Below are 22,624 nucleotides of genomic sequence, written 5' to 3' on the forward strand. Positions count from 1 at the left end.
CTCTCGTTTTTAGCGTAGTGATCCAGCTTCTCGATCAATCAAAACCGTTACATCTTCATGAAGTTTCAGTGCAGATGCTGGGAAGTCTGGATGAATCTCTGCCTGTTCTAAATATTGTATCACTTTCGCTTTTGATTTTCCTGAAGCAAGAAGGAGAATCTTTTTACTTGAAAGAATGCTCGCAATTCCCATCGTGATGGCATGTGTAGGTACCTCATCAATAGAAGAAAAGTATCTTGCATTGGCCTGTCTCGTGTTTTCATCTAACTGGACGACATGAGTCTTTGAGTTGAAAGGGGTACCAGGTTCGTTAAAACCGATATGGCCATTTTGACCGATTCCAAGGAGCTGAAGATCGATGCCGCCTATATCCTCAATGAGCTGGTCATATCTTAAGCATTCCTTTTCTAAATAAACTGCAGTGCCATTTGGAAGAAAATACTGATCATGAGGGAGATCAATATGATCAAATAAATGACGTTTCATGTAGGTCATATAACTATTTTCGTGTTCTGGATCAAGTCCTGCATATTCATCTAAATTGATTGTTTTTGTTTGCTTGAAAGACAATTGATGCGCTTGATGAAGCTGAATTAACTCTTTGTAAGTATCAATCGGTGTACCGCCCGTTGCTAGGCCGAGTACGGCATCGGGTTTAGCAGCTATTGTCCTTGCAATAATCGCAGCTGCTTCTTTTCCTAGTTGATCTTTGCTTTCAAATTCGATGATGTTCATTAGTGGTTGGCCTCCTTTTTTTCAAAGACGATTTGTCCACGGCAGATCGTCATCATCAGTTCACCAGATTCATCCCAAATCACCAAATCAGCTAGTTTTCCAACTTCGATTGAACCTAGCTGTTGATCAAGTCCCAGCTGAGCGGCTGCATTGGTTGAGGTCATCTTTGCAATCTCTGTCCACTCACAATCGGTGAGCTGTTTCATCCGTTTGACGCCATCTTTCATTCGCAAAATTGATCCTGCAAGTGTACCATCGTCCAGCAATGCTTTTTCGCCGCTGACTGTGACCGCCTGACCGCCAAATTCGTATGTTCCATTCCCGAGTCCTTTTGCACGCATCGAGTCTGTGATCATGATTAAACGATCACAACCTTTTGCCAAATACGCAAGTTTGATGGATAGGGAATGGGAATGAATCCCATCTGTGATCAGCTCGGTATAAAGGTTTTCATTCGTAAGAGCAGCACCTACAGCATTCGGTTCACGGTGCTGAAATGAACTCAGTGCGTTATAAAGATGCGTTACATGGCGTGCACCATGCTTAGCTGCTAAATTCATCATGTCATGATGGGCATTCGTATGTCCAATAGAAGGGATAATGTTCTTTTCCTGTAATAGGGAAAGGAATGCAAAATCTGTGTCTTCCTCAGGCGCAAACGTGACAATTCGAATGAGCTGATCAGAAGCATCCAGCCATTTTTTAAAAAGCGGGATGTCCGGCTGTTTAATCCATTGAACAGGCTGTGCCCCTGCCTTATCTTTAGAAATAAATGGGCCTTCGAGGTGGATTCCTATACATTGTGCCTGACTTCCTGCTTGTGCTTCATTACTTTGTTTCCACTGAGCGACATTTTTAAGTGCCTGCTCAATCTCATGATGGTTTTGTGTGATGGTTGTCGCTAAAAAACTTGTCGTTCCTTCTGATGGTAGGTTGTCAGCGAGTGTATTCATCGCTTCTGCCGTCGCATCCATCATGTCTGCACCATAGCCTCCATGGATGTGAATATCAATCATTCCGGGGAGTAAATAAAAGTTTTCCCGGGAAATATATACTTTTTCATAATTTCCTGTCGGTGGTGATGTTGAAATATAGTCAATCTTGCCATCGCGTAAACCGACAAAACCGTTTTCAATGATCATTGTTTTTGTCACAATATGAATATTGGAGAGCAATAAAGAACCGCTCATGTTTGAGCCCCCTAATTCGTTATCTTTGCTTTAAGTTTACTCTTTTTAAGTATAGTTGTCTATACCAGTTAGGGCAGTGAAACAGGAACAGGATAAAATACTGTTTTGGGTTCATCATTGAAAGTGATAAAATAGAGCTGTATTTCTGAATCGCCTGTGATAAAAGGAGGAAGAAGCGTGCCGAAAGTTCGTACGAAGGACATAATGGAACAATTTCATCTTGAACTGGTAAGTGGGGAAGAAGGGATTAATCGTCCCATTACAATCAGTGATCTTTCCAGACCAGGTATTGAAATGGCTGGTTATTTTACATATTACCCAAAAGAAAGAGTTCAACTTTTAGGGAAAACAGAGCTTTCTTTTTTTGAGCAGCTCCCAGAACGAGAGCGAAAGCAGAGAATGATGTCTCTTTGTACAGATATTACCCCTGCAATTATTTTGTCACGAGATCGTGATGTCCCGAAGGAATTAATTGAAGCATCAAATGAAAATGGTGTGCCCGTTTTACGATCTAGCCTAAAAACGACAAGACTTTCGAGTCGATTGACCAACTTTTTAGAAAGTAAACTTGCACCAACGACTGCTATTCATGGTGTGCTCGTAGATGTATATGGTGTAGGTGTATTATTAATTGGGAAAAGCGGAGTAGGAAAAAGTGAAACAGCCTTAGAATTAGTGAAGAGGGGACACCGGCTGGTCGCAGACGATTGCGTTGAAATCCGTCAAGAGGATCAGGATACGTTAGTCGGGAGCGCACCAGAGCTGATTGAACATCTTTTAGAAATCCGCGGGTTAGGCATTATTAATGTGATGACCTTATTTGGAGCAGGCGCTGTCAGAAGCTATAAGAGAATTACGATTGTGATGAACCTTGAGCTTTGGGAACAAGGCAAACAGTATGATCGTTTAGGACTTGAAGAAGAGAAAATGCGAATCATCGATACAGATGTACCGAAGCTGACGATCCCTGTACGGCCAGGTCGAAACTTAGCTGTCATCATTGAGGTGGCTGCGATGAACTTCAGGCTGAAACGTATGGGACATAATGCAGCGGAACAATTTACAAGTAAACTTGCCGATGTCATTGAAGACAATGGCCAGGATGAATAGGAGTTGACTATATGAACGAAGCAATTCAGCCAATAGATCCGATCGCTTTTCAGCTTGGACCTATTTCGGTTCATTGGTATGGTGTGATTATTGGGGTCGGGGCCTTGCTTGGACTTTGGCTCGCACTGAGAGAATGTGAAAAAAGAGGAATCAATAAAGATATGTTTATTGACTTAATCTTATTTGCCATTCCAATAGCGATTATTTGTGCACGAATTTATTATGTATCCTTCGAATGGGATTACTATCAGCAGCACCCAAACGAAATCATTAAAATTTGGAATGGTGGAATTGCGATTCACGGCGGGCTGATCGGTGCCGTACTGACAGCCATCGTTTTTACAAAAGTGAGAAAGGTATCCTTTTGGAAAATAGCTGACGTCGCAGCACCTAGTATTTTACTAGCGCAGGCAATTGGGCGCTGGGGGAACTTTATTAACCAAGAAGCGCATGGTGAGGCAGTTTCAAGAGCCTTTTTAGAAAATTTGCATCTGCCTGAGTTTATCATTAATCAAATGTATATTGATGGGACCTATTATCAACCGACGTTCTTATACGAATCATTATGGAATCTTGCCGGTGTTGTCATATTGATTTTACTACGCAGAACATCGCTGCGAAGAGGCGAAATCTTCTTGTCTTATTTAATTTGGTATTCAATCGGCCGTTTCTTCATTGAAGGGATGAGAACAGACAGCTTAATGCTGACAGAGCATCTTCGAATGGCACAGATGATTTCGATTGCGATATTCGTAGCGGCTGTTCTACTGATTTTCTTTAGAAGAATGAAAGGATACGCATCGATTCCGTATAAAGAGAACAACTCATCGAATTAAGCAGGGGGGATCATAAGAGATGGGAGAGACATGGAAAAACGGCTTAAAAGCAGGGCTATCGACAACTTGGACACTTGGCAAAGTCATCTTTCCAGTTACCATTCTCGTCAGTATCTTGCAGCATACGCCTGTAATGGATTGGATCATACAATTCATTCGGCCATTTATGGGGGTGTTTGGTCTTTCGGGAGAAGCGGCTATTCCGCTTGTATTAGGAAATATGCTGAACTTGTATGCGGGGATTGCAGCCATTTTGACATTAGAGCTTCCTGTGAAGGAAGTGTTTATTTTGGCAGTGATGCTGTCCTTTTGCCATAACCTGATCATCGAATCGACAGTGGCAGCAAAGGTTGGACTGAGAGTGTCTGTGATTTTGTTGGTCAGAATCAGTCTTGCTGTTATTTCGGCTATTGTCATTCATCTCGTTTGGCAGGGAGGCGAGGAGCCGGCGCAATATGGACTGCTGACGGCAGCTCAGGCGGCTGATGTGCCTTCTAGCTGGTACATGATCGTCCTGCTTGCTTTACAAAAAGCTGTACTCGGTGTGATCCAGCTCGCCTGTATCGTCATCCCTCTCATGATCATCATTCAATTCATGAGAGATTTAGGGTGGCTTCATACACTGTCTAAGTGGCTGTCACCTTTTACTAGAATGCTTGGAATGAAAGAAAATACGTCTATGACGATGGTGGCTGGATTAACGATTGGTCTGGCGTACGGAGCCGGTGTGATGATGAAGGCAGTGGAAGAGGACGGTGTGAGTAAAAAGGACTTAACTCTTGCCTTTATTTTCCTCGTTGCCTGCCATGCGGTGGTCGAAGATACGCTAATTTTTATTCCACTTGGCATTCCAGTATGGCCGCTTCTTGTCATCCGCCTGATTTCTGCAATTTTATTGACAGCTGCTATTAGCTATATTTGGCGGAAGCGGGAACTTGCAGCTGTTAGAAAGGAAGCCATATGAACGAATCGACGATCAACACAGTGCTATTTGATTTAGATGGCACATTAATCAATACAAATGAATTAATTATTGCTTCATTTCAGCATACGCTGGATCATTATTACCCTGGTCAGTACAGCCGTGAGGATATTCTTCATTTCATTGGTCCGTCCTTGTTTGATACATTCTCTGCGATGGACCCTGATTTGACGGATGATATGATTCAGATGTACCGCACGTTTAATCATAAGCAGCATGATCTGCTTGTGACTGAATATGAGACGGTTATCGACACATTGAAAGTCCTGCAGGATCGAGGATTTAAGCTCGGTATTGTCACAACGAAGATACGGGATACGGTTTTAATGGGATTGAAGCTGACCGGTTTAGAGCCGTTCTTTGAGGTCATTGTGACGCTCGATGATGTGCAAAATGAGAAGCCGCATCCGGAGCCTGTTCAGCTGGCATTATCAAAGCTTGGCAGTGATCCGCATGAAGCTGTGATGGTCGGTGATAATTATCACGACATTTTGTCTGGTCAAGCGGCAGGGACAAAAACGGCAGGTGTTGCTTGGTCTATTAAGGGAGAAGAGGCCCTTTTAAAGCATCGCCCTGATTTCATGCTCAAGAAAATGAGTGATCTCCTGGCGATTGTTGGAGCTGATTAAGTTGAGAAAAACAGTTCGTTATCCTGTAAAAGGGGTTAATTCGCTACGACAAGTCTATCGGACAGTTCCCTTTTTCAAAGTGGTGAAAAACTTCATTTTTATTCAAATGGCAAGGTACACGCCTTTTATGGGAATGAAAAATTGGATATACCGAACCTTTCTTCGTATGAAGGTCGGCGAGGATACGGCGTTTGCCTTAATGGTGATGGTTGATCTGATGTTTCCTGAGAAAATCACTGTCGGTCGAAATAGTGTGATTGGCTATAACACGACCATCTTGTCCCATGAGTATTTGATTAAAGAGTACAGACTTGGGGAAGTCTATATTGGTGATGAAGTCTTAATTGGAGCTAACTCAACTATTTTACCTGGTGTGACCATTGGGGATGGAGCGATCGTATCGGCTGGTACACTTGTTCATAAGGATGTGCCAGCAGGCTCATTTGTTGGAGGAAATCCAATGCGCATGATTTATACGAAAGAAGAAATGGAAGCACGTCAATCTACGTCTGCTGAGTAGCTCGGCAGACTTTTTTGTTGACAATGCGACATGGTGTAACTATAATGATTACAACAGAGGTGAGAAAACATGAAAATCAGCAGCAGATTTACTGTCGCTGTCCATATTCTGGCCTTGCTATCACTTGAAAAAGGATCATTACAGACATCGGAGGATATCGCGGGAAGTGTGAATACAAACCCAGTGGTCATCCGCCGCATTATGAGTAAATTAAAAAAAGCAGGCCTAATCTCAACGAGTCTTGGCAAAGGTGGTTCTCAGCTGAACCGCAGTGAAGACGACATCACACTGCTCGATGTGTATAAAGCGGTTGAAGTCGTGGATGAGGGAGAATTGTTTCAAATTCATGAAAGCCCAAATCCTGACTGTCCGATCGGTGCAAATATTCAAGCGGTGCTTGAATTAATTTTATGCCGCGCTCAAAGTGCGATGGAGCAAGTACTTGCTGAGATCAAATTAAGTGAACTAACGCATGTGCTAATCAAAAAAATTGGATGATCTATTCAATTTTTTTTACCTCTGTTGTAACCGTATTAGTTACACCTTTCTTTATCAACATAAAAACATATTGCAGGAGGAGTTAACATGAAAATTGGAATTATTGGCGCAACAGGTAAAGCAGGACAAGAAATTGTGAAAGAGGCTCAATCAAGAGGACATGAAGTAACGGCGATCGTCCGAGATGCACAAAAGGTGACAGATTCATCACTAGCTGTTCTTGAGAAGGATGTGTTTCACTTGCAAGCAGAAGACATTAAAGGCTTTGATGTCATTGTGAATGCATTTGGCGCACCTGCTGGAAAAGAGCACCTTCACGTAGAAGCTGGGAAAAAGCTGATTGATATTTTAAAAGACGCACCTGAGACTCGTTTGATCGTTGTGGGCGGAGCAGGAAGTCTATTTGTAGATGAGGCGAAAACAACAAGACTTGTGGACACACCAGAATTTCCAAAAGAGTATGCTGCTACGGCTACACAGCAAGGAGAAAACCTAAAAGATCTTCAACAGACAGAGGGATTAAAATGGACCTTCCTCAGCCCGGCTGCATTCTTTAATCCAGCTGGCAAACGTACAGGTTCTTACGTGAAAGGGAAAGACCATCTGATTGTCAATTCTAAAGGTGACAGCTATGTAAGCTATGCTGACTATGCCATTGCGCTGGTTGATGAAGTGGAGCAGGCAGCCCATGTTGGAGAACGTTTTACCGTTGTATCTGAAGCCGAATAAGCAGTTACACGGCCGCATAAAAATGATAAATGAGGAGTCTAACCATCTATGTATGGGATGCGTATTGTGGCTGGTGTTATGGATTTTCAAACAGTATCCGCACTTTGCATGAAAATCATCCGGAGATATCACTAACACTTGTGTCGGGCGGTTTATTTGTAGGAGAAAGAAGTCTTCCCATAAAGAATTATCCATACATTCAAGAAGTCAATCAGCGTATTAGTCAGCTGACTGGAGTCGAGTTTGGTGAACGTTATGAGGAGCTATTAGCAAACGGAACGTTTCTTTTAGACTCTGAGGCTGCGGCCATTGGTTTTTCTGCCTTAAGATCCATCGCACCTGAGCGCGCATTGTATTTGGCTTCATCGATGCAAAAGGCTTTTTATCAAGACGGAAAAAGCTTGAGTGATGAAAAAACTTATCGGGACATCGCTTTGGCGCATCATCTTGATCCTGACGCAGTCATTGAACGCATGAAAACAAAAGAAGCGATCAATGATGCATATGCCGACTTTGCGAAGGTGCATCAACTTCAGGTGAATAGCTATCCTACTCTTTTATTAAAAAGAGGGGATGAATACTTCAGCCTCGGTGGAGGTGCGATGACAGCTGAAAAGCTTGAAGCCCGCCTGAAGGAATTACTAGAAAAATAAATCATTAAAAACAACCTCTATCTGCATAGAGGTTGTTTTTTTACGCTTTTATGATAATCGCCTGACTGCCCATCTGTTCCCAAGAATCTTCAAACCGATCACGATCGACTTTCTGATTCTTTTCTCCGTATGGATTATTCAAGTAGACATGCTCCTTGTCATAGCCTGTGATGACCACGCTATGCACATTAAAACTTACATCTATTTTGCCATTTGGTGTATTCCAAGTTTCGATGTTATCTGTTTTGTCAAAGGTGGATGTCGTAATCACCCAGACAGGATAGCCCTTTTCAAGTGATTGATAGATGGCCTTTTTAACAGGCTTTCCAGTTAAGTCGACAACTTGATCGCCCGCATATTTTTTCGCAAGCTGATAAATCGGTTCATGGTAAACACCAAGACCCGGTCCATTCTCCATATCGCCTACAAACCCGTCATGAGGGTCTCCTTTTAAGCCATTTTCATAAGTGAGCGGAACACGTTTTACTTCATTTGCCAATTCGTTTTTCGTTACATGCTCATAGCCGCTGTAATGAAGCAGCATCGCTAAGCTTGTGACCTCGCATCCGTTATAAAGCCTTGGTGCATCCATTTGATTGTAGAGGATGACGTCCATGGCTTTTTTGCTTCCTTTTAATGATTGATGTGTGGTTTCTGCTTTTTTCGTTGAATGAGTTTCTTCAGCCGCAAGTGCCGTATCGTTTTCTTTTGCTGCTTCTTGCGGGGATGCTGTTTTCTTGACTTGGTCGATTTGTGAAACGTATATAAAGCCGAAATAAACAATACATGCGCACAACAAAGTTAAAATTAATGTCTGGATGAATTTCACTGTAATCTCCTGTGTTATTCAATATTTTTAAGTATTATAGCACGTTCTTTCACCGAACATACAGAAAAGGCACAGGTGTCACTTGAATGTAATAATTCCAGAATATGTTGATGAAAATAGGGAGAGATAAAAATGATTGATTTAATCACTTTATTTTGTTAGCATATTATCATATTAGCGAACTAAAGGATTCGGAATTTTTCGTTTTAATGTGTTGGAGGTGCGGAAGAAACATGTTTATGTTTGAGAAACCATATGGTATGCGGGATTCATTACCTGGATTGTATGAGACGAAGAAAAAAGTGAGACATTCCTTAACAGAGGTCATGACTGGTTGGGGTTTCCGTTTGATGGAGACACCAACGCTTGAATTTTACGATACAGTCGGTGTGCAATCGGCGATTACTGATACACAGCTTTTTAAGCTGCTTGACCAAAACGGGCAAACCCTTGTACTGAGACCTGATATGACAGGTCCGATTGCAAGGGTGGCGGCTTCTAAGCTTCACCAGCAGGCGTATCCGCTTCGTGTTGGGTATGCAGCCAATGTGTTCCGTGCCCAGGAAAGAGAAGGCGGAAGGCCGTCAGAGTTTGAGCAGGTCGGAATTGAATTGATTGGTGATGATTCGATTAGTGCAGATGCTGAAGTCATCGCGCTTGCCGTATTTGCCTTAAAAAATGCCGGGCTAAGGTCCTTCAAAATTGCGATCGGGCATGTCGCTTTAGCAGAGACGTTATTTGTCGATGTACTCGGAAATACAGAGCGTGCAAACGTCCTTCGCCGCTTCTTATATGAAAAGAATTATGTAGGATACCGTCAGCATGTGAAACAATTGCCGCTTTCCTCCATCGATAAAACGAGGCTGTTACAGCTTTTAGAGCTAAGAGGCGGCCAAGAGGTCATAGAGCGGGCAGAGGAAATCGTTGTTTCACAAGAAGGAAAAGAGGTGCTCGCACAGTTAAAGTCGCTTTGGGAGACACTTGAAGATTACGGCTGTACAGAATATATCCGTTTAGATTTAAGCATGGTGAGTCATATGAGCTATTATACGGGTATTTTGTTTGAAGTATTTGCAGATCATGTTGGGTCGGTCATCGGAAGCGGCGGTAGATATGATCAATTGCTTGCTCATTTTGATGCACCTGCACCAGCTACAGGGTTCGGACTTCGACTAGACCGTCTTCTTGAAGCGCTCGATGCAAAAGAAATCATTGAGCCGCAGGAGGCTGTGATTTTTAGCAAAAAACAAAGACTGGAAGCTTTTGCTTTTGCAGAAAAGGAGCGGTCAAAAGGGAAAAAGATCGTCCTGCAAGACTTAGCGGGGATTGAAAATATTGACGCGATGACCAAGGCATTTGAGCAGGTGACTTATTTTATCGGCGCTAGAAAGGAAGAGCAAAATGGGTAAAGTGTTGACGATGGCGATGCCAAAGGGGCGAATATTTGAAGAAGCAGCAGGGCTGTTAAGACAGGCGGGGTACCAGCTGCCAGAGGAATTCGAGGATTCAAGAAAATTAATCATTGATGTACCAGAAGAAAACCTCCGCTTTATTTTAGCTAAGCCAATGGATGTGACCACCTACGTAGAGCACGGCGTGGCGGATGTTGGCATTGCAGGGAAGGACGTCATGCTCGAAGAAGCTCGTGATGTGTACGAAGTGCTCGATTTAAACATTAGTAAATGTCATCTAGCTGTTGCTGGATTGCCGGGAGCGAGCTGGGGTGGTGTCGCGCCGCGTGTGGCGACAAAGTACCCAAATGTCGCATCGTCCTATTTTAGAGAGCAAGGGGAACAGGTGGAGATCATTAAACTGAATGGTTCCATTGAATTAGCACCGCTTATTGGGCTGGCCGATCGCATTGTGGACATTGTCTCCACAGGTCAAACTCTAAAGGAAAATGGCCTTGTGGAAACAGAGCATATTTGTGATATCACGTCACGTTTTATTGTTAATCCTGTGAGCTATAGGATGAAGGATACGGTGATCGATGAAATGGCGCAGCGTCTTGCAAGAATCATTGAAGGAGAAGGGGAGGAATCATCATGAACATCACCTACTTACAAGAAGGTGAGACAGATACTCTCTCACTCAAACGGTCTTTAGATACAGGAACAGAAGAGCAGCGTCAGGCTGTTCAGCGCATTATACAAGAAGTGAGAACAAATGGTGATGAAGCTGTACGGTCTTTTACAAAGCAATTTGACGGTGTGTTGATTGAAAATCCACTTGTCACAGAAGATGAAATGGCAAAAGCCTGCGACCGCTTGGACAAAGAGATGGTTCAAATTATTCAAACGGCTATAAAGCATATTCGCACATACCACGAGCGTCAGCTGACGTCCTCTTGGTTTTATCACCAAAAGGATGGTTCAATGCTTGGACAAAAGGTAACGCCGCTTGATGCGGTAGGTGTGTATGTCCCCGGCGGAACAGCTGCCTATCCATCATCTGTATTAATGAATGTGATCCCTGCGCTAGTCGCTGGCGTTGAACGAATCGTTCTTGTGACACCTCCTGGGAAAGATGGCTGTCTTTCTGACGCTGTACTGGCTGCTGCGAAGGAGCTTGGTATTTCTGAGATGTATAAAATGGGCGGAGCACAGGCGGTTGCGGCACTTGCCTATGGAACGGACAGCATCAAGCCTGTTGATAAAATCACAGGTCCAGGGAACATTTATGTAGCGCTGGCAAAGCGGGAAGTATTTGGTCAGGTAGATATTGATATGATTGCAGGCCCAAGTGAAATTGCAGTTCTAGCAGACGAAACAGCAGTCGCGCATGAGGTAGCGGCGGATTTACTTTCGCAGGCAGAGCATGATGCGCTGGCATCTAGTATTTTGGTGACACCGTCTAAGACACTTGCTGAAAGCGTGCAGGCTGAAGTGCGAAAGCAGCTGGATATTTTACCGAGAAAATCAATCGCAGCACAATCCATACAAGATCATGGCCGTATTTACGTGACAGAATCAATCGATCGTGCAGTAGATGTCGTCAATCAATTAGCACCAGAGCACTTAGAGGTGCTGACAGCATATCCGGAATCACTTCTTGGTCAAATCAAGCATGCTGGCGCGATTTTCTTAGGACGCTATAGTCCAGAGCCAGTGGGCGATTATTTTGCAGGGCCGAATCATGTGCTGCCAACAAACGGAACAGCTCGATTCTCCAGCCCGCTTGGTGTGACTGATTTTCAAAAGAAAACGAGCATTATTTCATATAGTCAAGAGGCCTTTGAAACACACAGGGAAAGCATTGCGGCATTTGCCAGATTAGAAGGGCTTGAAGCACATGCAAGGTCGATTGAAGCGAGAAAGCGGGAGGAATCGTAATGAGACAGGCGAAAACATCGAGAAAAACAAATGAAACGAACATTTCATTAGCGCTAGAAATTGATGGAGAAGGAAAAGCGGATATTCAAACAGATGTCCCTTTTATGACGCACATGCTTGATTTATTTACGAAGCATGGACACTTTAATTTGACCGTCGATGCGAAAGGAGATACGGATGTTGATGATCACCACACAACAGAAGATATCGGCATTGTACTTGGGCAAATGTTTAAGGAAGCGTTAGGCGATAAAAAAGGAATTAAGCGATATGGATCAAGCTTTGTTCCGATGGATGAAACACTTGCCCAAGTCGTGGTCGATTTAAGCAATCGTCCTCATTTGGAAATGAGAGCGGCCTTTCCGAGTCAAAAGGTTGGTACCTTTGATACAGAGCTAGTACATGAGTTTCTGTGGAAATTTGCACTTGAAGCCCGGATCAATCTTCATGTCATTGTTCACTACGGAACCAATACACATCATATAATTGAAGCCATTTTTAAAGCGATGGCACGTGCCTTAGATGAAGCAACAACCATTGATCCACGAGTGAAAGGGATACCATCAACAAAGGGGATGCTCTAATGATCGGAGTCATTGATTACGGAATGGGAAATTTGTTCAGCGTATCAAAAGCACTGGAACGAGCAGGTGCCCGCTATATCGTCTCCTCTGATGTGGAGGAGCTGAAAAAAGCAGATGCTTATATTTTGCCCGGGGTCGGTTCGTTTCGTGATGCAATGCAGCTGTTAAAACAGACAGGACTTGAGGCGTTTATCCATCAAGTCGTAGAGGAAGGAAAGCTGTTATTCGGCATTTGTCTTGGCATGCAGCTGTTATTTGAAGAAAGCGAAGAGGCAGGACACACAAAAGGATTGGGGTTGTTAAAAGGGCGTGTCGTTCTTTTAAAGGATCGTGATCAGGACGGGCAAAGACTGAAGGTACCTCATATGGGGTGGAATGAGCTCACATTTCATCAGCCCTCCCCATTGTTTGACGGTGTACCGGAAGGATTTGCGTACTTTGTTCACTCTTATTATGTGAGTAATATGAATCCAGATGAGCAATTAGCAAGCGCGGACTATGGTGTTCAAGTACCAGCAGTTGTTGGCAAGGGAAATGTGCTTGGTGCACAGTTTCACCCTGAAAAAAGCAGCACAACAGGAATGGCGCTGCTCAAACAATTTATTCAATTAGCAAACGAACAGAGGGTGAGCAAATGAGTGAGTTTACATTATATCCAGCGATTGATATGAGAAATGGCAAATGTGTACGTCTTGTGCAAGGAGATTATGATCAAGAAACCATTTATGGAGATTCACCGCTCGATATGGCCGCGCAATTTGTAAAAGAAGGAGCAAAATGGATTCATCTTGTCGATCTAGATGGTGCAAAAGCAGGGAAACGTGTCAATCATGAGCATGTGCTGGCGATTGCTTCCTCCTTAGATGTGAAGGTGCAAATCGGCGGCGGTATTCGGACAGAAGAAGACGTTGCCTTTTATTTAAACAACGGCGTAGATAGAGTGATTCTCGGCAGCTCAGCTGTATCTAACCCAGCCTTTGTGAAAAAAATGCTGGCGCAATATGGAGAGAAAATAGCGATTGGGATTGATGCGCGAAATGGCTTTGTATCGACTGAAGGATGGCTTGAAACGTCTAAAGTGAAGGCGGAGGAACTCGGCAGGGAATTGGCAAAGGAAGGCGCAGAGGTCTTTATTTTTACCGATATTCAAATGGATGGCATGCTGTCTGGTCCAAATGTGGAAAGCACGGTTCGCTTAGCAGAAGCAACCGGCAAACAAGTGATTGCTTCAGGTGGTGTCAGCGCAGTAGCTGATCTTCAAAAGCTGTCAGCGCAAAAACAGTCTGGTGTGTCTGGTGCAATCGTTGGAAAAGCACTTTACACAAAGCAGTTTACTTTAGCAGAAGCGTTTGAAGGGCTTGACCGCATATGATGACAAAACGAATCATCCCATGTCTTGATGTGAAGGAAGGGCGTGTTGTCAAAGGGGTGCAATTCCTTGGCTTAAAGGATGCTGGTGATCCGGTAGAATTAGCGCAGCTCTATGATGAGGAAGGGGCGGATGAACTCGTCTTCCTTGATATTTCTGCTTCTCATGAGGGCCGGAAAACGATGGTGGATGTGGTCAAACAAGTCGCGTCCACTCTTGCCATACCATTTACGGTGGGAGGCGGGATTAACCACCTTGATGACATGAAGCGTATATTAAGAGCGGGTGCAGATAAAGTATCTGTCAACACAGCAGCTGTGTTAAGGCCGGAACTGATTTCAGAAGGAGCTGCCTTTTTTGGCTCCCAGTGTATCGTTGTTGCAATTGACGCAAAATACGATGAAGAGAAAAAAGCATATATGGTCTATACACACGGAGGACGCCGTCAAACAGATTTAGAGGTCAGCGACTGGGCGAAGGAAGCTGTGCAGAGAGGTGCAGGAGAGATTTTGCTGACAAGTATGGATGCCGATGGTGAAAAGACAGGCTTTGATCATCGATTGACAAAGCTTGTATCAGAGGCAGTCACTGTGCCAGTTATCGCTTCTGGCGGCGCTGGCAATGCCCAGCATATGCTGGAGGCATTTACAAAAGGAGAAGCTGATGCAGCATTAGCAGCCTCTATTTTCCATTATAAAGAAACCTCCATTCATGAGGTGAAGACATATTTGAGAGAACACGGGGTGAAGGTCAGATGAAACAGGCAAACGAATTAACCTTTAATGAGGCAGGCCTGATTCCTGCGATTGTACAGGATGCTCAAAGTAAGGAAGTATTGACGCTGGCATATATGAATCAAGAATCCTATGAAAAAACGCTGGAGACCGGTGAAACATGGTTTTATAGCCGGTCGAGAAACGAGCTTTGGCACAAAGGCGCCACCTCTGGACATACCCAGCAAGTGACTTCTATTCGATATGACTGTGACAAGGATGCTTTGCTTGTCCTTGTGAAACCAAGCGGCCCAGCCTGCCATACTGGCAGCTATAGCTGCTTTTCGGAAGAAGGCGAAAAGAGCCAAAGCGAAGAGCAGGATCGTTTTGCGATATTAAATGAACTTGAACAGGTCATTGCAAAGCGTCAGGCGGAAATGCCAGAAGGTGCTTATACAACCTATCTATTTGAAAAAGGGGTCGATAAAATCCTGAAAAAGGTAGGGGAAGAAGCGTCCGAAGTGATCATTGCAGCGAAAAACAGGGATCAAGAAGAATTGAAATGGGAAACTGCTGACCTCCTCTATCATCTTCTTGTATTATTACGCGAACAGCAATTGCCGCTTGATGATGTATTAAAGGTATTAAAAAAACGTCATCAAGGTGAATGAAAAGCTGGGGATATCCCTGGCTTTTTCATTTTATATGAAAAACAAATCCTTCCTTTCCTTTTGTTCTATGTGACGACTAGTGAAGTATGTTATACTACACACGGTACACTGTTCGAAATGGAGGGTATCGGTGAGTAAATACACTTCTCAAAATAATCACACACAAGTCGTCCAGCTATTTCAAGATGGGCATTACTTTTTTCATAAAGGTCTTAAAGCATATAGAGATAGAAATCTGTCTAGGGCAAGTAAGCTGATACAGCGGGCCATCGTACTTGAGCCTGAAAATGTAGAAATGCTGTCACAGCTTGCCATTATTTATACTGAAATGGGTCATTACCAGCAATCAAACGAACTGCTTGATTTCATCCTTGAACACATCGATGAAAACATGTCTGAGTGCCACTATTTTAAAGCCAATAATTATGCCAATCTCGGACTGTTTCAAGAGGCATATAAATCAGCTACTGCTTATGCCGCACTGGAAGAGAACGGGGAATTTGCGGATGAAAATGACGACCTCCTTGACCTGCTCGATATGAGCGACGAAGAGGACGAAGATTTTCCTTATGATCAGGATGACCTGATTGTGAAGCAGGATCAAGCAAACCATTTGCTAGAAAGCGGCAGACTCGATGAAGCCATTGAGATGCTGGAACAGATGATTGTTGAGTATCCAGAATTTTGGTCAGCGTATAATAATCTTGCTTTGGCCTATTTTTATTCTGGCCGAATCCATCAGGCGAAAGAAATGTTGAACCGGGTCCTTCTTGAAAATCCCGGTAATCTGCATGCCCTTTGCAATCAGCTTGTCTTCTACCATTATGAGAAAGAAGAAGAGAAGGTCAACATGTTAGCGAAGCAATTAACGCACGTGTATCCAATACTAAGTGAACAGCGTTATAAGCTTGGCGCAACATTTGCCCTTGTTGGAGAATTTGAATGGGCCTTTAAATGGCTTTATTCTTTGTACAAAACAGGTTTTCAGGGAGATAGTACATTTTTATACTGGCTTGCAAGCGCAGCCTATCATACAGGCCACAAAACGCTCGCCCAAACGGTTTGGGATAAGATGGTCGAAGAAGATATCGACGCAGATGAAATCAAGCCGTGGCAGGATAAACCTGAGGTGACTGAGCCAATGGTATCGATTGAGGAACGGCTGACTGCGTACTATGTCAGTAAACAAAAAGGGGAACGTGACGTTCTGCAGTCTGTCCTTGATGCACGCGCAGCGAAAACGACCTTTGAACAGCAATTTATAGAACTGCTTTTGTATGAAGATGAAATGAAAGAAAAGTCTTTTTCAGAAGATGCCGTTTTTGCAAAACAGGCGGCATCCAGTTTGGAGGAAGCGGTTCAGCCTGACAGCCATATGCCTTATTTTTGGTTATTCCATATTATTCAGCAGGCACGTGCTTCTGGTATTGATAAGAAAAATGCGCCTGCCTGGGCAGCAGCATCTTATTATTTATGGATGAATGAACAAGAAGAATCAGCTGTCAGCAAAAAAGACGTTGCGTCCGCTTTTCAGATCAGTGTTCAAACACTGTCAAAATACGAACGAGAGATCTGTACATTAATCGATTAAATAGGTATATAGATTCAGAACATCCCAGCATGGCCGAAAAGGTCATGCTTTTTTCTTGGATAAAAAGGTGGGATTTGCAAGGAATTGGCGAAGTATGACAATCACGACATGTTTTTGAAACATAAATGTAATAAAAATATTAGCTCATTTTGTCGATGTCTCATGTATAATGAAAATCGTGGATTAAAACAAAGATAGATATTTAAATATTTTACTATACATAATGAAACACCTAGTGATAGAAACAATCTGGTCAACATCTGACTGAACAATCAGGAAGAAAGACATAGAGAGCACAGATTGGTCGCAGAGAATTTGCTGCTTTTTAATGTCGCTTGGGAAATTGTCAAAGGAGGAACTATTCGTGAAAAAGTTTATTACTTTCGGTTTAGCTTCGGTAATCGGAGCGAGCGGTTTATTTATTCCATTTACGCATGAAGCAAACGCACAGAACTTTGAACAAAAGAAACAAGAACTAGACAGCAAGCAATCTGAGGTAAACAAGAACCTTCAAAAGAAAAAAGAAGAGCTTTCAAAGCTTGAAGCAAAACAAGAGGCACTTGCACAAAAGCTTAAAGATATTGATGAGAAAGCTTTAAAAACAAGTGATCAAATCGAAGAAAAACAAAAAGAAAATGAAAAAACAAAAAAAGAAATCAAAGCACTGAAAAAAGAAATTGCTGATACAGAAAAACGAATTGAAGAAAGAAACGAGTTCTTGAAAAAGCGTGTACGTGCGATTCAAGAGAGCGGCGGTTCTACGAAATACATAGATGTATTACTAGGAGCAAAAAGCTTTAGCGATTTCATCAGCCGTGCAGGTGCAGTATCTACACTGATCAATGCAGACAGTGAAATCATTAAAGAGCAGGAAAAAGACAAAGCAGAGCTTCAAAAGTCTGAAAACGAATTAAACACAAAGCTTGAAAATGTGCAAAACACACTTGCAAAGCTTGAAACGCTTCAATCAGACTTGAATAAACAGCTTGATGAAAAAGACAAGCTATTCAAGCAAGTGAAAAAGCAAAAAGGAAGTGCTTTTTCTGAAATCAGCGAGTTAAACAGTGAGGCTAACAGCATTGCATCTGAAAAAGACGCAACAGTAGCTGCACAAAAACAAGCTGAAAAAGAAGCAAGAGAAGCAGCTCAAAAAGCAAAAGAAGAAAAAGCACAAAGACAACAGCAGCAGCGTCAAGCTAGTGTCCAAGCGGAAGACAACAGCTCAAATAACGATAGCAGCCCGTCTTCAAGTAACGATAGCAGCCCATCTTCAAGTAACAGTGGATCATCTAATGACAACAATAACAACAGCAGTTCACCAAGCAAGAAGCCATCTTCTGGCGGTGGATCACCTGTGAGCAGTAACGTAGGCGGAATTGAAGGTGCAATCAGCACAGGTTCTACTATTGTTGGACAATCTCCATATAAATGGGGCGGCGGCAGATCACAAGCCGATATTGACGCACGTCGTTTTGACTGTTCTTCATTCGTTCGCTGGGCATTCGCAGCAGCAGGCATCAACCTTGGACCAGTTGGCGGTACAACAACAGATACGCTTGTAGGTAAAGGAAGAGCTGTAAGTGCATCTGACATGAAACGCGGAGACCTTGTGTTCTTTGATACGTATAAAGTAAATGGACACGTTGGTATTTACTTAGGAAACGGTTCATTCTTGAACGATAACAGCTCTCGCGGTGTTTCAGTTGACTCAATGAACAACGTATACTGGAAAAAAGCATTCAAAGGCGTTGTAAGAAGAGTCGTTGAATAAATCATTACTTTTTATATAACCGTAAACAGGCTTCCTTAAACAGCAGTTTAAGGAAGCTTTTTCTTTTTTTGAAGATATGAGCAAATGATTCGCTTATTCCCCGCAGATTTAATAGGATATGGGTAAGGAATAAAAGCTAAGAGTGGAAATGATGCTCTCTGTCATGAATGGAAGCATCACCCAAGGGCATTCTAATAAGAAATGCGAGCAGCAATTGAAGAGGGAGTGACAGTTGTGTCAGAAGAAAAAATCTACGATACGATCATCATTGGAGCGGGTCCTGCCGGAATGACAGCCGCTGTTTATACATCACGGGGAAATCTTTCAACGTTAATGATTGAAAGAGGAATTCCAGGCGGACAAATGGCGAATACGGAAGATGTCGAGAACTATCCTGGCTTTGAAAGCATTTTAGGGCCGGAACTTTCAAATAAAATGTTTGAGCATGCGAAGAAATTCGGTGCAGAGTATGCATATGGCGATATCAAAGAAATCGTGAACGGTGAAGAATACAAAATCGTCAAAGCCGGCTCAAAAGAATACAAAGGACGCTCTGTCATTATTGCGGCAGGGGCTGAATACAAAAAAATCGGTGCACCAGGTGAAAAAGAACTTGGCGGCCGCGGCGTATCATATTGTGCAGTATGTGACGGGGCATTCTTTAAAAACAAAGAGCTTGTCGTCATTGGCGGCGGAGATTCTGCGGTAGAAGAGGGTGTGTATCTCACACGCTTCGCTTCTAAAGTAACGATTATTCATAGACGCGATAAACTTCGTGCACAAAGCATTTTACAAGCGCGTGCCTTTGATAATGAAAAAATTGACTTCATGTGGAACAAAACTGTGAAACAGATCAATGAAGAAAATGGGAAAGTCGGCAGTGTGACATTGATTGATACGGTAACTGGTGAAGAAGAAGAGTTTAAAACAGACGGCGCCTTCATCTATATCGGAATGCTGCCACTGTCTAAACCATTTGAAAATCTCGGTATTACAAATAAAGAAGGCTACATCGAAACAAACGAAAGAATGGAAACGAGAGTGGAAGGAATTTTCGCTGCTGGTGACATTCGTGAAAAAACACTTCGTCAAATTGTGACAGCAACAGGTGACGGAAGTATTGCAGCACAAAGCGCACAGCATTATGTAGAAGAGCTTGCTGAAAAACTCAAAGCAACGAAATAAAAGGCTGTCGTAAATACTTAATATAGCGTCATGGGCTTTTAACTGGAATGTAACACGGGTGAAATAATTTTCCGTTATGATAAAACTAGTAATTGACCCCCTTTTATAAGGAATACATGTTTGGCACGGATGTGAATCCGTGTCCTTTTTTTTGCCTAAAATCAGAAATTCACGAGATGTTCACAAATGACGCATGGAGAACCGTTAGATGCTGTAAAATAAAGAGTAGAGAAACGAAAACCGGTCTGTTTTCAGGGAAGAACGGGCATGTTCATTGTGGGAGTCAGGTTGAACCTGTATAATAAGTTAAAGACATAAAAGAGTAGGTGACAGCTGATGCAACGAGTAACCAATTGTGTGCTGCATCACGAAGATCAAGTTCTCTTGCTGCAAAAGCCAAGACGGGGCTGGTGGGTAGCACCGGGCGGCAAAATGGAAAGCGGAGAATCGGTTAAGGATTCAGTCGTTCGAGAATATAGAGAAGAAACAGGTATTTATATTTTAAATCCGCAGCTAAAAGGTGTTTTTACCTTTATCATAAAAGAAGGCGATCAAATCGTTCAAGAGTGGATGATGTTCACCTTTATGGCAGATTCATTTACCGGGAAAAACGTAACAGAGTCAGAGGAAGGCATTTTAAAATGGCATGACGTAAAGGATGTGCCTCATTTGCCGATGGCTCCAGGAGATTCCCATATCCTTGATTTCATGCTCAAAGGAAAAGGACTTCTGCACGGCACTTTTACGTATACACCCGATTTTGAACTGATTGCTTATCGGTTAGATCCTCAGGGAGAATAATACATGAACCGTTTTCATAAAGAAGGAGAGGGAGCAGGCATGAATACACACAAACAAGAAGATATTCAGCTTGTGATTATTACAGGAATGTCAGGTGCGGGAAAAACCGTCGCCATTCAAAGCTTTGAAGACTTAGGCTACTTTTGCGTTGATAACCTGCCGCCATCACTTTTACCGAAATTCCTAGAGCTCATGAAGGAATCGAATTCCAAGATGAGCAAGGTTGCTCTTGTGATGGATTTGCGCGGACGCGAATTTTTTGACAGCTTAATTGCCGCCTTAGATGAAATGAGTGAACTTGACTGGATCACGCCAAGAATTCTATTTTTAGATGCAAATGATAAGGTGCTTGTCTCAAGATACAAAGAAACGAGACGTTCGCATCCCCTTGCGACAACAGGTTTGCCGCTCGAAGGTATTGCAATGGAGCGCGAGCTGTTAGAGGAGTTAAAAGGCCGGTCTCAAATGATTTTTGATACATCGGATTTAAAACCAAAACAGCTGCGAGAAAAAATTGTCACGCATTTTGCCACCAATCAAGGACAGGTGTTTACAGTAAATGTGATGTCCTTTGGCTTTAAATACGGCCTTCCGATTGATGCTGATCTTGTCTTTGACGTGAGGTTCCTGCCGAATCCTTACTATATTGAGAGCATGCGTCCACAGACTGGAAATGATGAAGAAGTGCGCTCCTATGTGATGAAATGGAGTGAAACACAAAAATTCATGGAGAAATTAATCGATCTCCTCAGCTTTATGCTTCCGTCCTATAAACGAGAAGGAAAAAGCCAGCTTGTGATCGCCATCGGCTGTACAGGCGGACAGCATCGATCTGTGACGCTGGCCAACCACTTATCGGAGTATTTTAAAAACGATTACTATACACATGTCACTCACCGGGACATTGAAAAGAGAAGCAGAAAATAGATGACGACACTACCAAAGGTGGTCATTCTTGGCGGCGGGACCGGCTTATCTGTTTTGCTCAGAGGGCTAAAAACGAAGCCAGTGGACATTACCGCTATTGTCACGGTTGCTGACGACGGAGGCAGCTCAGGCAGACTGCGGCATGATTTGAATATTCCTCCTCCAGGAGATATTCGAAACGTTCTTGCGGCTCTCTCTGATGTTGAACCGCTTGTAGAAGATTTATTTCAGCACCGTTTTAACAAAGGGAATGACTTAACAGGCCACTCTCTCGGCAACCTCATTCTTGCGGCCATGACAAATATAACCGGTGATTTTTTTCATGCCGTTACTGAAATGAGCAAGGTTTTAAATGTGAGAGGAAAAGTATTGCCAGCAGCGAATTCAAGTGTTGTTCTTCATGCGGAATTAGAAAATGGGCAAATGGTGACAGGAGAATCGAAAATTCCTACCTATGGTGAGCGAATTAAACGAGTGTTCCTCACACCCGATACGATTGAACCGCTGCCAGAATCCATTCAAGTCATTCGTGAGGCGGATTTGATTGTCATTGGGCCCGGCAGCCTGTATACAAGTATTTTACCAAACTTGCTTGTCCCGCATATAGGAGAAGAAGTGATTCGCTCTAAGGCGAAAAAAGTATATATTTGCAATGTCATGACGCAGCCGGGGGAAACGCTTTCCTACAGTGCAGCTGATCATGTCCAGGCATTAAATGATCATATGGATCGTCCATTTATCGATACGATTTTTGTGAATAATAAAGAAATTCCAGAAGAAATCAAAGCAAAATATGCAGAAGAACAGGCACAGCCTGTACAATTCGACACAGATGCACTGAAAGCAATGGGATTAGAAGTGATTCCTGGGGAAATTATTACATACGACCAGCATGTCATTCGTCACGACACGCTGAAAGTAGCCTCGCTGCTTGTCGACCTGCTGCATCAGAAAAAATAGGAATGGGGG

Annotated in this window: 25 protein-coding genes; 22 read left to right on the forward strand and 3 right to left on the reverse strand. The window is 43.0% G+C overall.

All coding sequences use genetic code 11. From position 1 onward, the window contains the following. Positions 1 to 9 precede the first annotated feature (9 nt). Both nagB and nagA read right to left on the reverse strand, forming a co-directional pair. Positions 10 to 735, reverse strand: coding sequence for a glucosamine-6-phosphate deaminase (nagB, locus tag ACLGGR_RS07960; protein ID WP_142945284.1), 726 nt, complete (start codon positions 733 to 735; stop codon positions 10 to 12). Continuing rightward, a complete protein-coding gene (nagA, locus tag ACLGGR_RS07965) occupies positions 735 to 1,925 on the reverse strand; it encodes an N-acetylglucosamine-6-phosphate deacetylase (protein WP_410972844.1) in 1,191 nt (396 codons plus the stop codon). The genes nagB and nagA overlap by 1 nt, the downstream gene beginning before the upstream one ends. A gap of 177 nt (positions 1,926 to 2,102) precedes the next feature. On the opposite strand from nagA, the gene hprK reads away from it, so the two are divergent. The 8 genes from hprK (at position 2,103) to ACLGGR_RS08005 (ending at position 7,882) form a co-directional block, all read left to right on the forward strand. Continuing rightward, the gene (hprK, locus tag ACLGGR_RS07970) at positions 2,103 to 3,035 is read left to right on the forward strand and encodes an HPr(Ser) kinase/phosphatase (RefSeq protein ID WP_024423572.1); all 933 of its coding nucleotides are present in this window, start codon (positions 2,103 to 2,105) and stop codon (positions 3,033 to 3,035) included. 11 nt (positions 3,036 to 3,046) lie between these two features. Next, complete coding sequence (gene lgt, locus ACLGGR_RS07975) at positions 3,047 to 3,871, forward strand: prolipoprotein diacylglyceryl transferase (RefSeq protein ID WP_142945282.1); 825 nt, start codon at positions 3,047 to 3,049, stop codon at positions 3,869 to 3,871. A 19-nt stretch (positions 3,872 to 3,890) separates the two neighbouring features. Continuing rightward, the gene (locus ACLGGR_RS07980; protein ID WP_410972845.1) at positions 3,891 to 4,835 is read left to right on the forward strand and encodes a nucleoside recognition domain-containing protein; all 945 of its coding nucleotides are present in this window, start codon (positions 3,891 to 3,893) and stop codon (positions 4,833 to 4,835) included. Further along, entirely contained in the window at positions 4,832 to 5,482 is a 651-nt protein-coding gene (gene ppaX / locus ACLGGR_RS07985; RefSeq protein WP_024423569.1) for a pyrophosphatase PpaX, read from the forward strand. Before ACLGGR_RS07980 ends, ppaX begins: the two co-directional genes overlap by 4 nt. Position 5,483: 1 nt before the next feature. After that, positions 5,484 to 6,002, forward strand: a complete 519-nt coding sequence (locus tag ACLGGR_RS07990) for an acyltransferase (protein WP_142945280.1) — start codon at positions 5,484 to 5,486, stop codon at positions 6,000 to 6,002. 69 nt (positions 6,003 to 6,071) lie between these two features. Further along, a complete protein-coding gene (locus tag ACLGGR_RS07995; protein WP_024423567.1) occupies positions 6,072 to 6,500 on the forward strand; it encodes an Rrf2 family transcriptional regulator in 429 nt (142 codons plus the stop codon). An 87-nt stretch (positions 6,501 to 6,587) separates the two neighbouring features. After that, positions 6,588 to 7,229 (forward strand): NAD(P)-dependent oxidoreductase, encoded by a 642-nt coding sequence (locus tag ACLGGR_RS08000; protein ID WP_410972846.1) that lies wholly within the window; start codon positions 6,588 to 6,590, stop codon positions 7,227 to 7,229. Positions 7,230 to 7,258: 29 nt separating this feature from the next. Continuing rightward, positions 7,259 to 7,882: a DsbA family protein gene (locus tag ACLGGR_RS08005; RefSeq protein WP_410972847.1), complete on the forward strand. Its 624-nt coding sequence runs from the start codon at positions 7,259 to 7,261 to the stop codon at positions 7,880 to 7,882. Positions 7,883 to 7,922: 40 nt separating this feature from the next. Here ACLGGR_RS08005 and ACLGGR_RS08010 read toward each other — a convergent pair whose 3' ends face one another. After that, positions 7,923 to 8,711 (reverse strand): C39 family peptidase, encoded by a 789-nt coding sequence (locus ACLGGR_RS08010; RefSeq protein WP_410972848.1) that lies wholly within the window; start codon positions 8,709 to 8,711, stop codon positions 7,923 to 7,925. A gap of 233 nt (positions 8,712 to 8,944) precedes the next feature. On the opposite strand from ACLGGR_RS08010, the gene ACLGGR_RS08015 reads away from it, so the two are divergent. The 14 genes from ACLGGR_RS08015 (at position 8,945) to ACLGGR_RS08080 (ending at position 22,615) form a co-directional block, all read left to right on the forward strand. Then, entirely contained in the window at positions 8,945 to 10,120 is a 1,176-nt protein-coding gene (locus ACLGGR_RS08015) for an ATP phosphoribosyltransferase regulatory subunit (protein WP_410972849.1), read from the forward strand. Continuing rightward, positions 10,113 to 10,760, forward strand: a complete 648-nt coding sequence (hisG, locus tag ACLGGR_RS08020; protein WP_059376603.1) for an ATP phosphoribosyltransferase — start codon at positions 10,113 to 10,115, stop codon at positions 10,758 to 10,760. Before ACLGGR_RS08015 ends, hisG begins: the two co-directional genes overlap by 8 nt. Next, positions 10,757 to 12,043, forward strand: a complete 1,287-nt coding sequence (hisD, locus tag ACLGGR_RS08025; RefSeq protein ID WP_142945273.1) for a histidinol dehydrogenase — start codon at positions 10,757 to 10,759, stop codon at positions 12,041 to 12,043. The genes hisG and hisD overlap by 4 nt, the downstream gene beginning before the upstream one ends. Continuing rightward, positions 12,043 to 12,627: an imidazoleglycerol-phosphate dehydratase HisB gene (gene hisB, locus ACLGGR_RS08030; protein ID WP_041115604.1), complete on the forward strand. Its 585-nt coding sequence runs from the start codon at positions 12,043 to 12,045 to the stop codon at positions 12,625 to 12,627. The genes hisD and hisB overlap by 1 nt, the downstream gene beginning before the upstream one ends. Further along, a complete protein-coding gene (gene hisH, locus ACLGGR_RS08035; RefSeq protein ID WP_142945272.1) occupies positions 12,627 to 13,265 on the forward strand; it encodes an imidazole glycerol phosphate synthase subunit HisH in 639 nt (212 codons plus the stop codon). The genes hisB and hisH overlap by 1 nt, the downstream gene beginning before the upstream one ends. Continuing rightward, positions 13,262 to 13,999, forward strand: coding sequence for a 1-(5-phosphoribosyl)-5-[(5-phosphoribosylamino)methylideneamino]imidazole-4-carboxamide isomerase (hisA, locus tag ACLGGR_RS08040; RefSeq protein WP_410972850.1), 738 nt, complete (start codon positions 13,262 to 13,264; stop codon positions 13,997 to 13,999). The genes hisH and hisA overlap by 4 nt, the downstream gene beginning before the upstream one ends. Next, positions 13,996 to 14,754, forward strand: coding sequence for an imidazole glycerol phosphate synthase subunit HisF (gene hisF / locus ACLGGR_RS08045; protein ID WP_410972851.1), 759 nt, complete (start codon positions 13,996 to 13,998; stop codon positions 14,752 to 14,754). Before hisA ends, hisF begins: the two co-directional genes overlap by 4 nt. Next, positions 14,751 to 15,380, forward strand: coding sequence for a bifunctional phosphoribosyl-AMP cyclohydrolase/phosphoribosyl-ATP diphosphatase HisIE (gene hisIE / locus ACLGGR_RS08050; protein ID WP_142945269.1), 630 nt, complete (start codon positions 14,751 to 14,753; stop codon positions 15,378 to 15,380). Before hisF ends, hisIE begins: the two co-directional genes overlap by 4 nt. A 130-nt stretch (positions 15,381 to 15,510) precedes the next feature. Next, the gene (locus ACLGGR_RS08055; RefSeq protein ID WP_251215956.1) at positions 15,511 to 16,971 is read left to right on the forward strand and encodes a tetratricopeptide repeat protein; all 1,461 of its coding nucleotides are present in this window, start codon (positions 15,511 to 15,513) and stop codon (positions 16,969 to 16,971) included. A gap of 364 nt (positions 16,972 to 17,335) precedes the next feature. Continuing rightward, positions 17,336 to 18,742: a PcsB-like coiled-coil domain-containing protein gene (locus ACLGGR_RS08060; RefSeq protein ID WP_323648906.1), complete on the forward strand. Its 1,407-nt coding sequence runs from the start codon at positions 17,336 to 17,338 to the stop codon at positions 18,740 to 18,742. Between the two features lie 234 nt (positions 18,743 to 18,976). After that, positions 18,977 to 19,927 (forward strand): thioredoxin-disulfide reductase, encoded by a 951-nt coding sequence (gene trxB / locus ACLGGR_RS08065; protein ID WP_048238006.1) that lies wholly within the window; start codon positions 18,977 to 18,979, stop codon positions 19,925 to 19,927. Between the two features lie 336 nt (positions 19,928 to 20,263). Beyond that, positions 20,264 to 20,728: an 8-oxo-dGTP diphosphatase gene (locus ACLGGR_RS08070; protein WP_024423553.1), complete on the forward strand. Its 465-nt coding sequence runs from the start codon at positions 20,264 to 20,266 to the stop codon at positions 20,726 to 20,728. A 39-nt stretch (positions 20,729 to 20,767) separates the two neighbouring features. Then, entirely contained in the window at positions 20,768 to 21,655 is an 888-nt protein-coding gene (rapZ, locus tag ACLGGR_RS08075; protein ID WP_185907621.1) for an RNase adapter RapZ, read from the forward strand. Next, a complete protein-coding gene (locus ACLGGR_RS08080) occupies positions 21,656 to 22,615 on the forward strand; it encodes a gluconeogenesis factor YvcK family protein (protein WP_034281026.1) in 960 nt (319 codons plus the stop codon). The last annotated feature ends 9 nt before the right edge of the window (positions 22,616 to 22,624 follow it).

Source organism: Bacillus sp. BD48, assembly GCF_046566805.1.
Taxonomy (GTDB): Bacteria; Bacillota; Bacilli; order Bacillales; family Bacillaceae; genus Bacillus; species Bacillus safensis.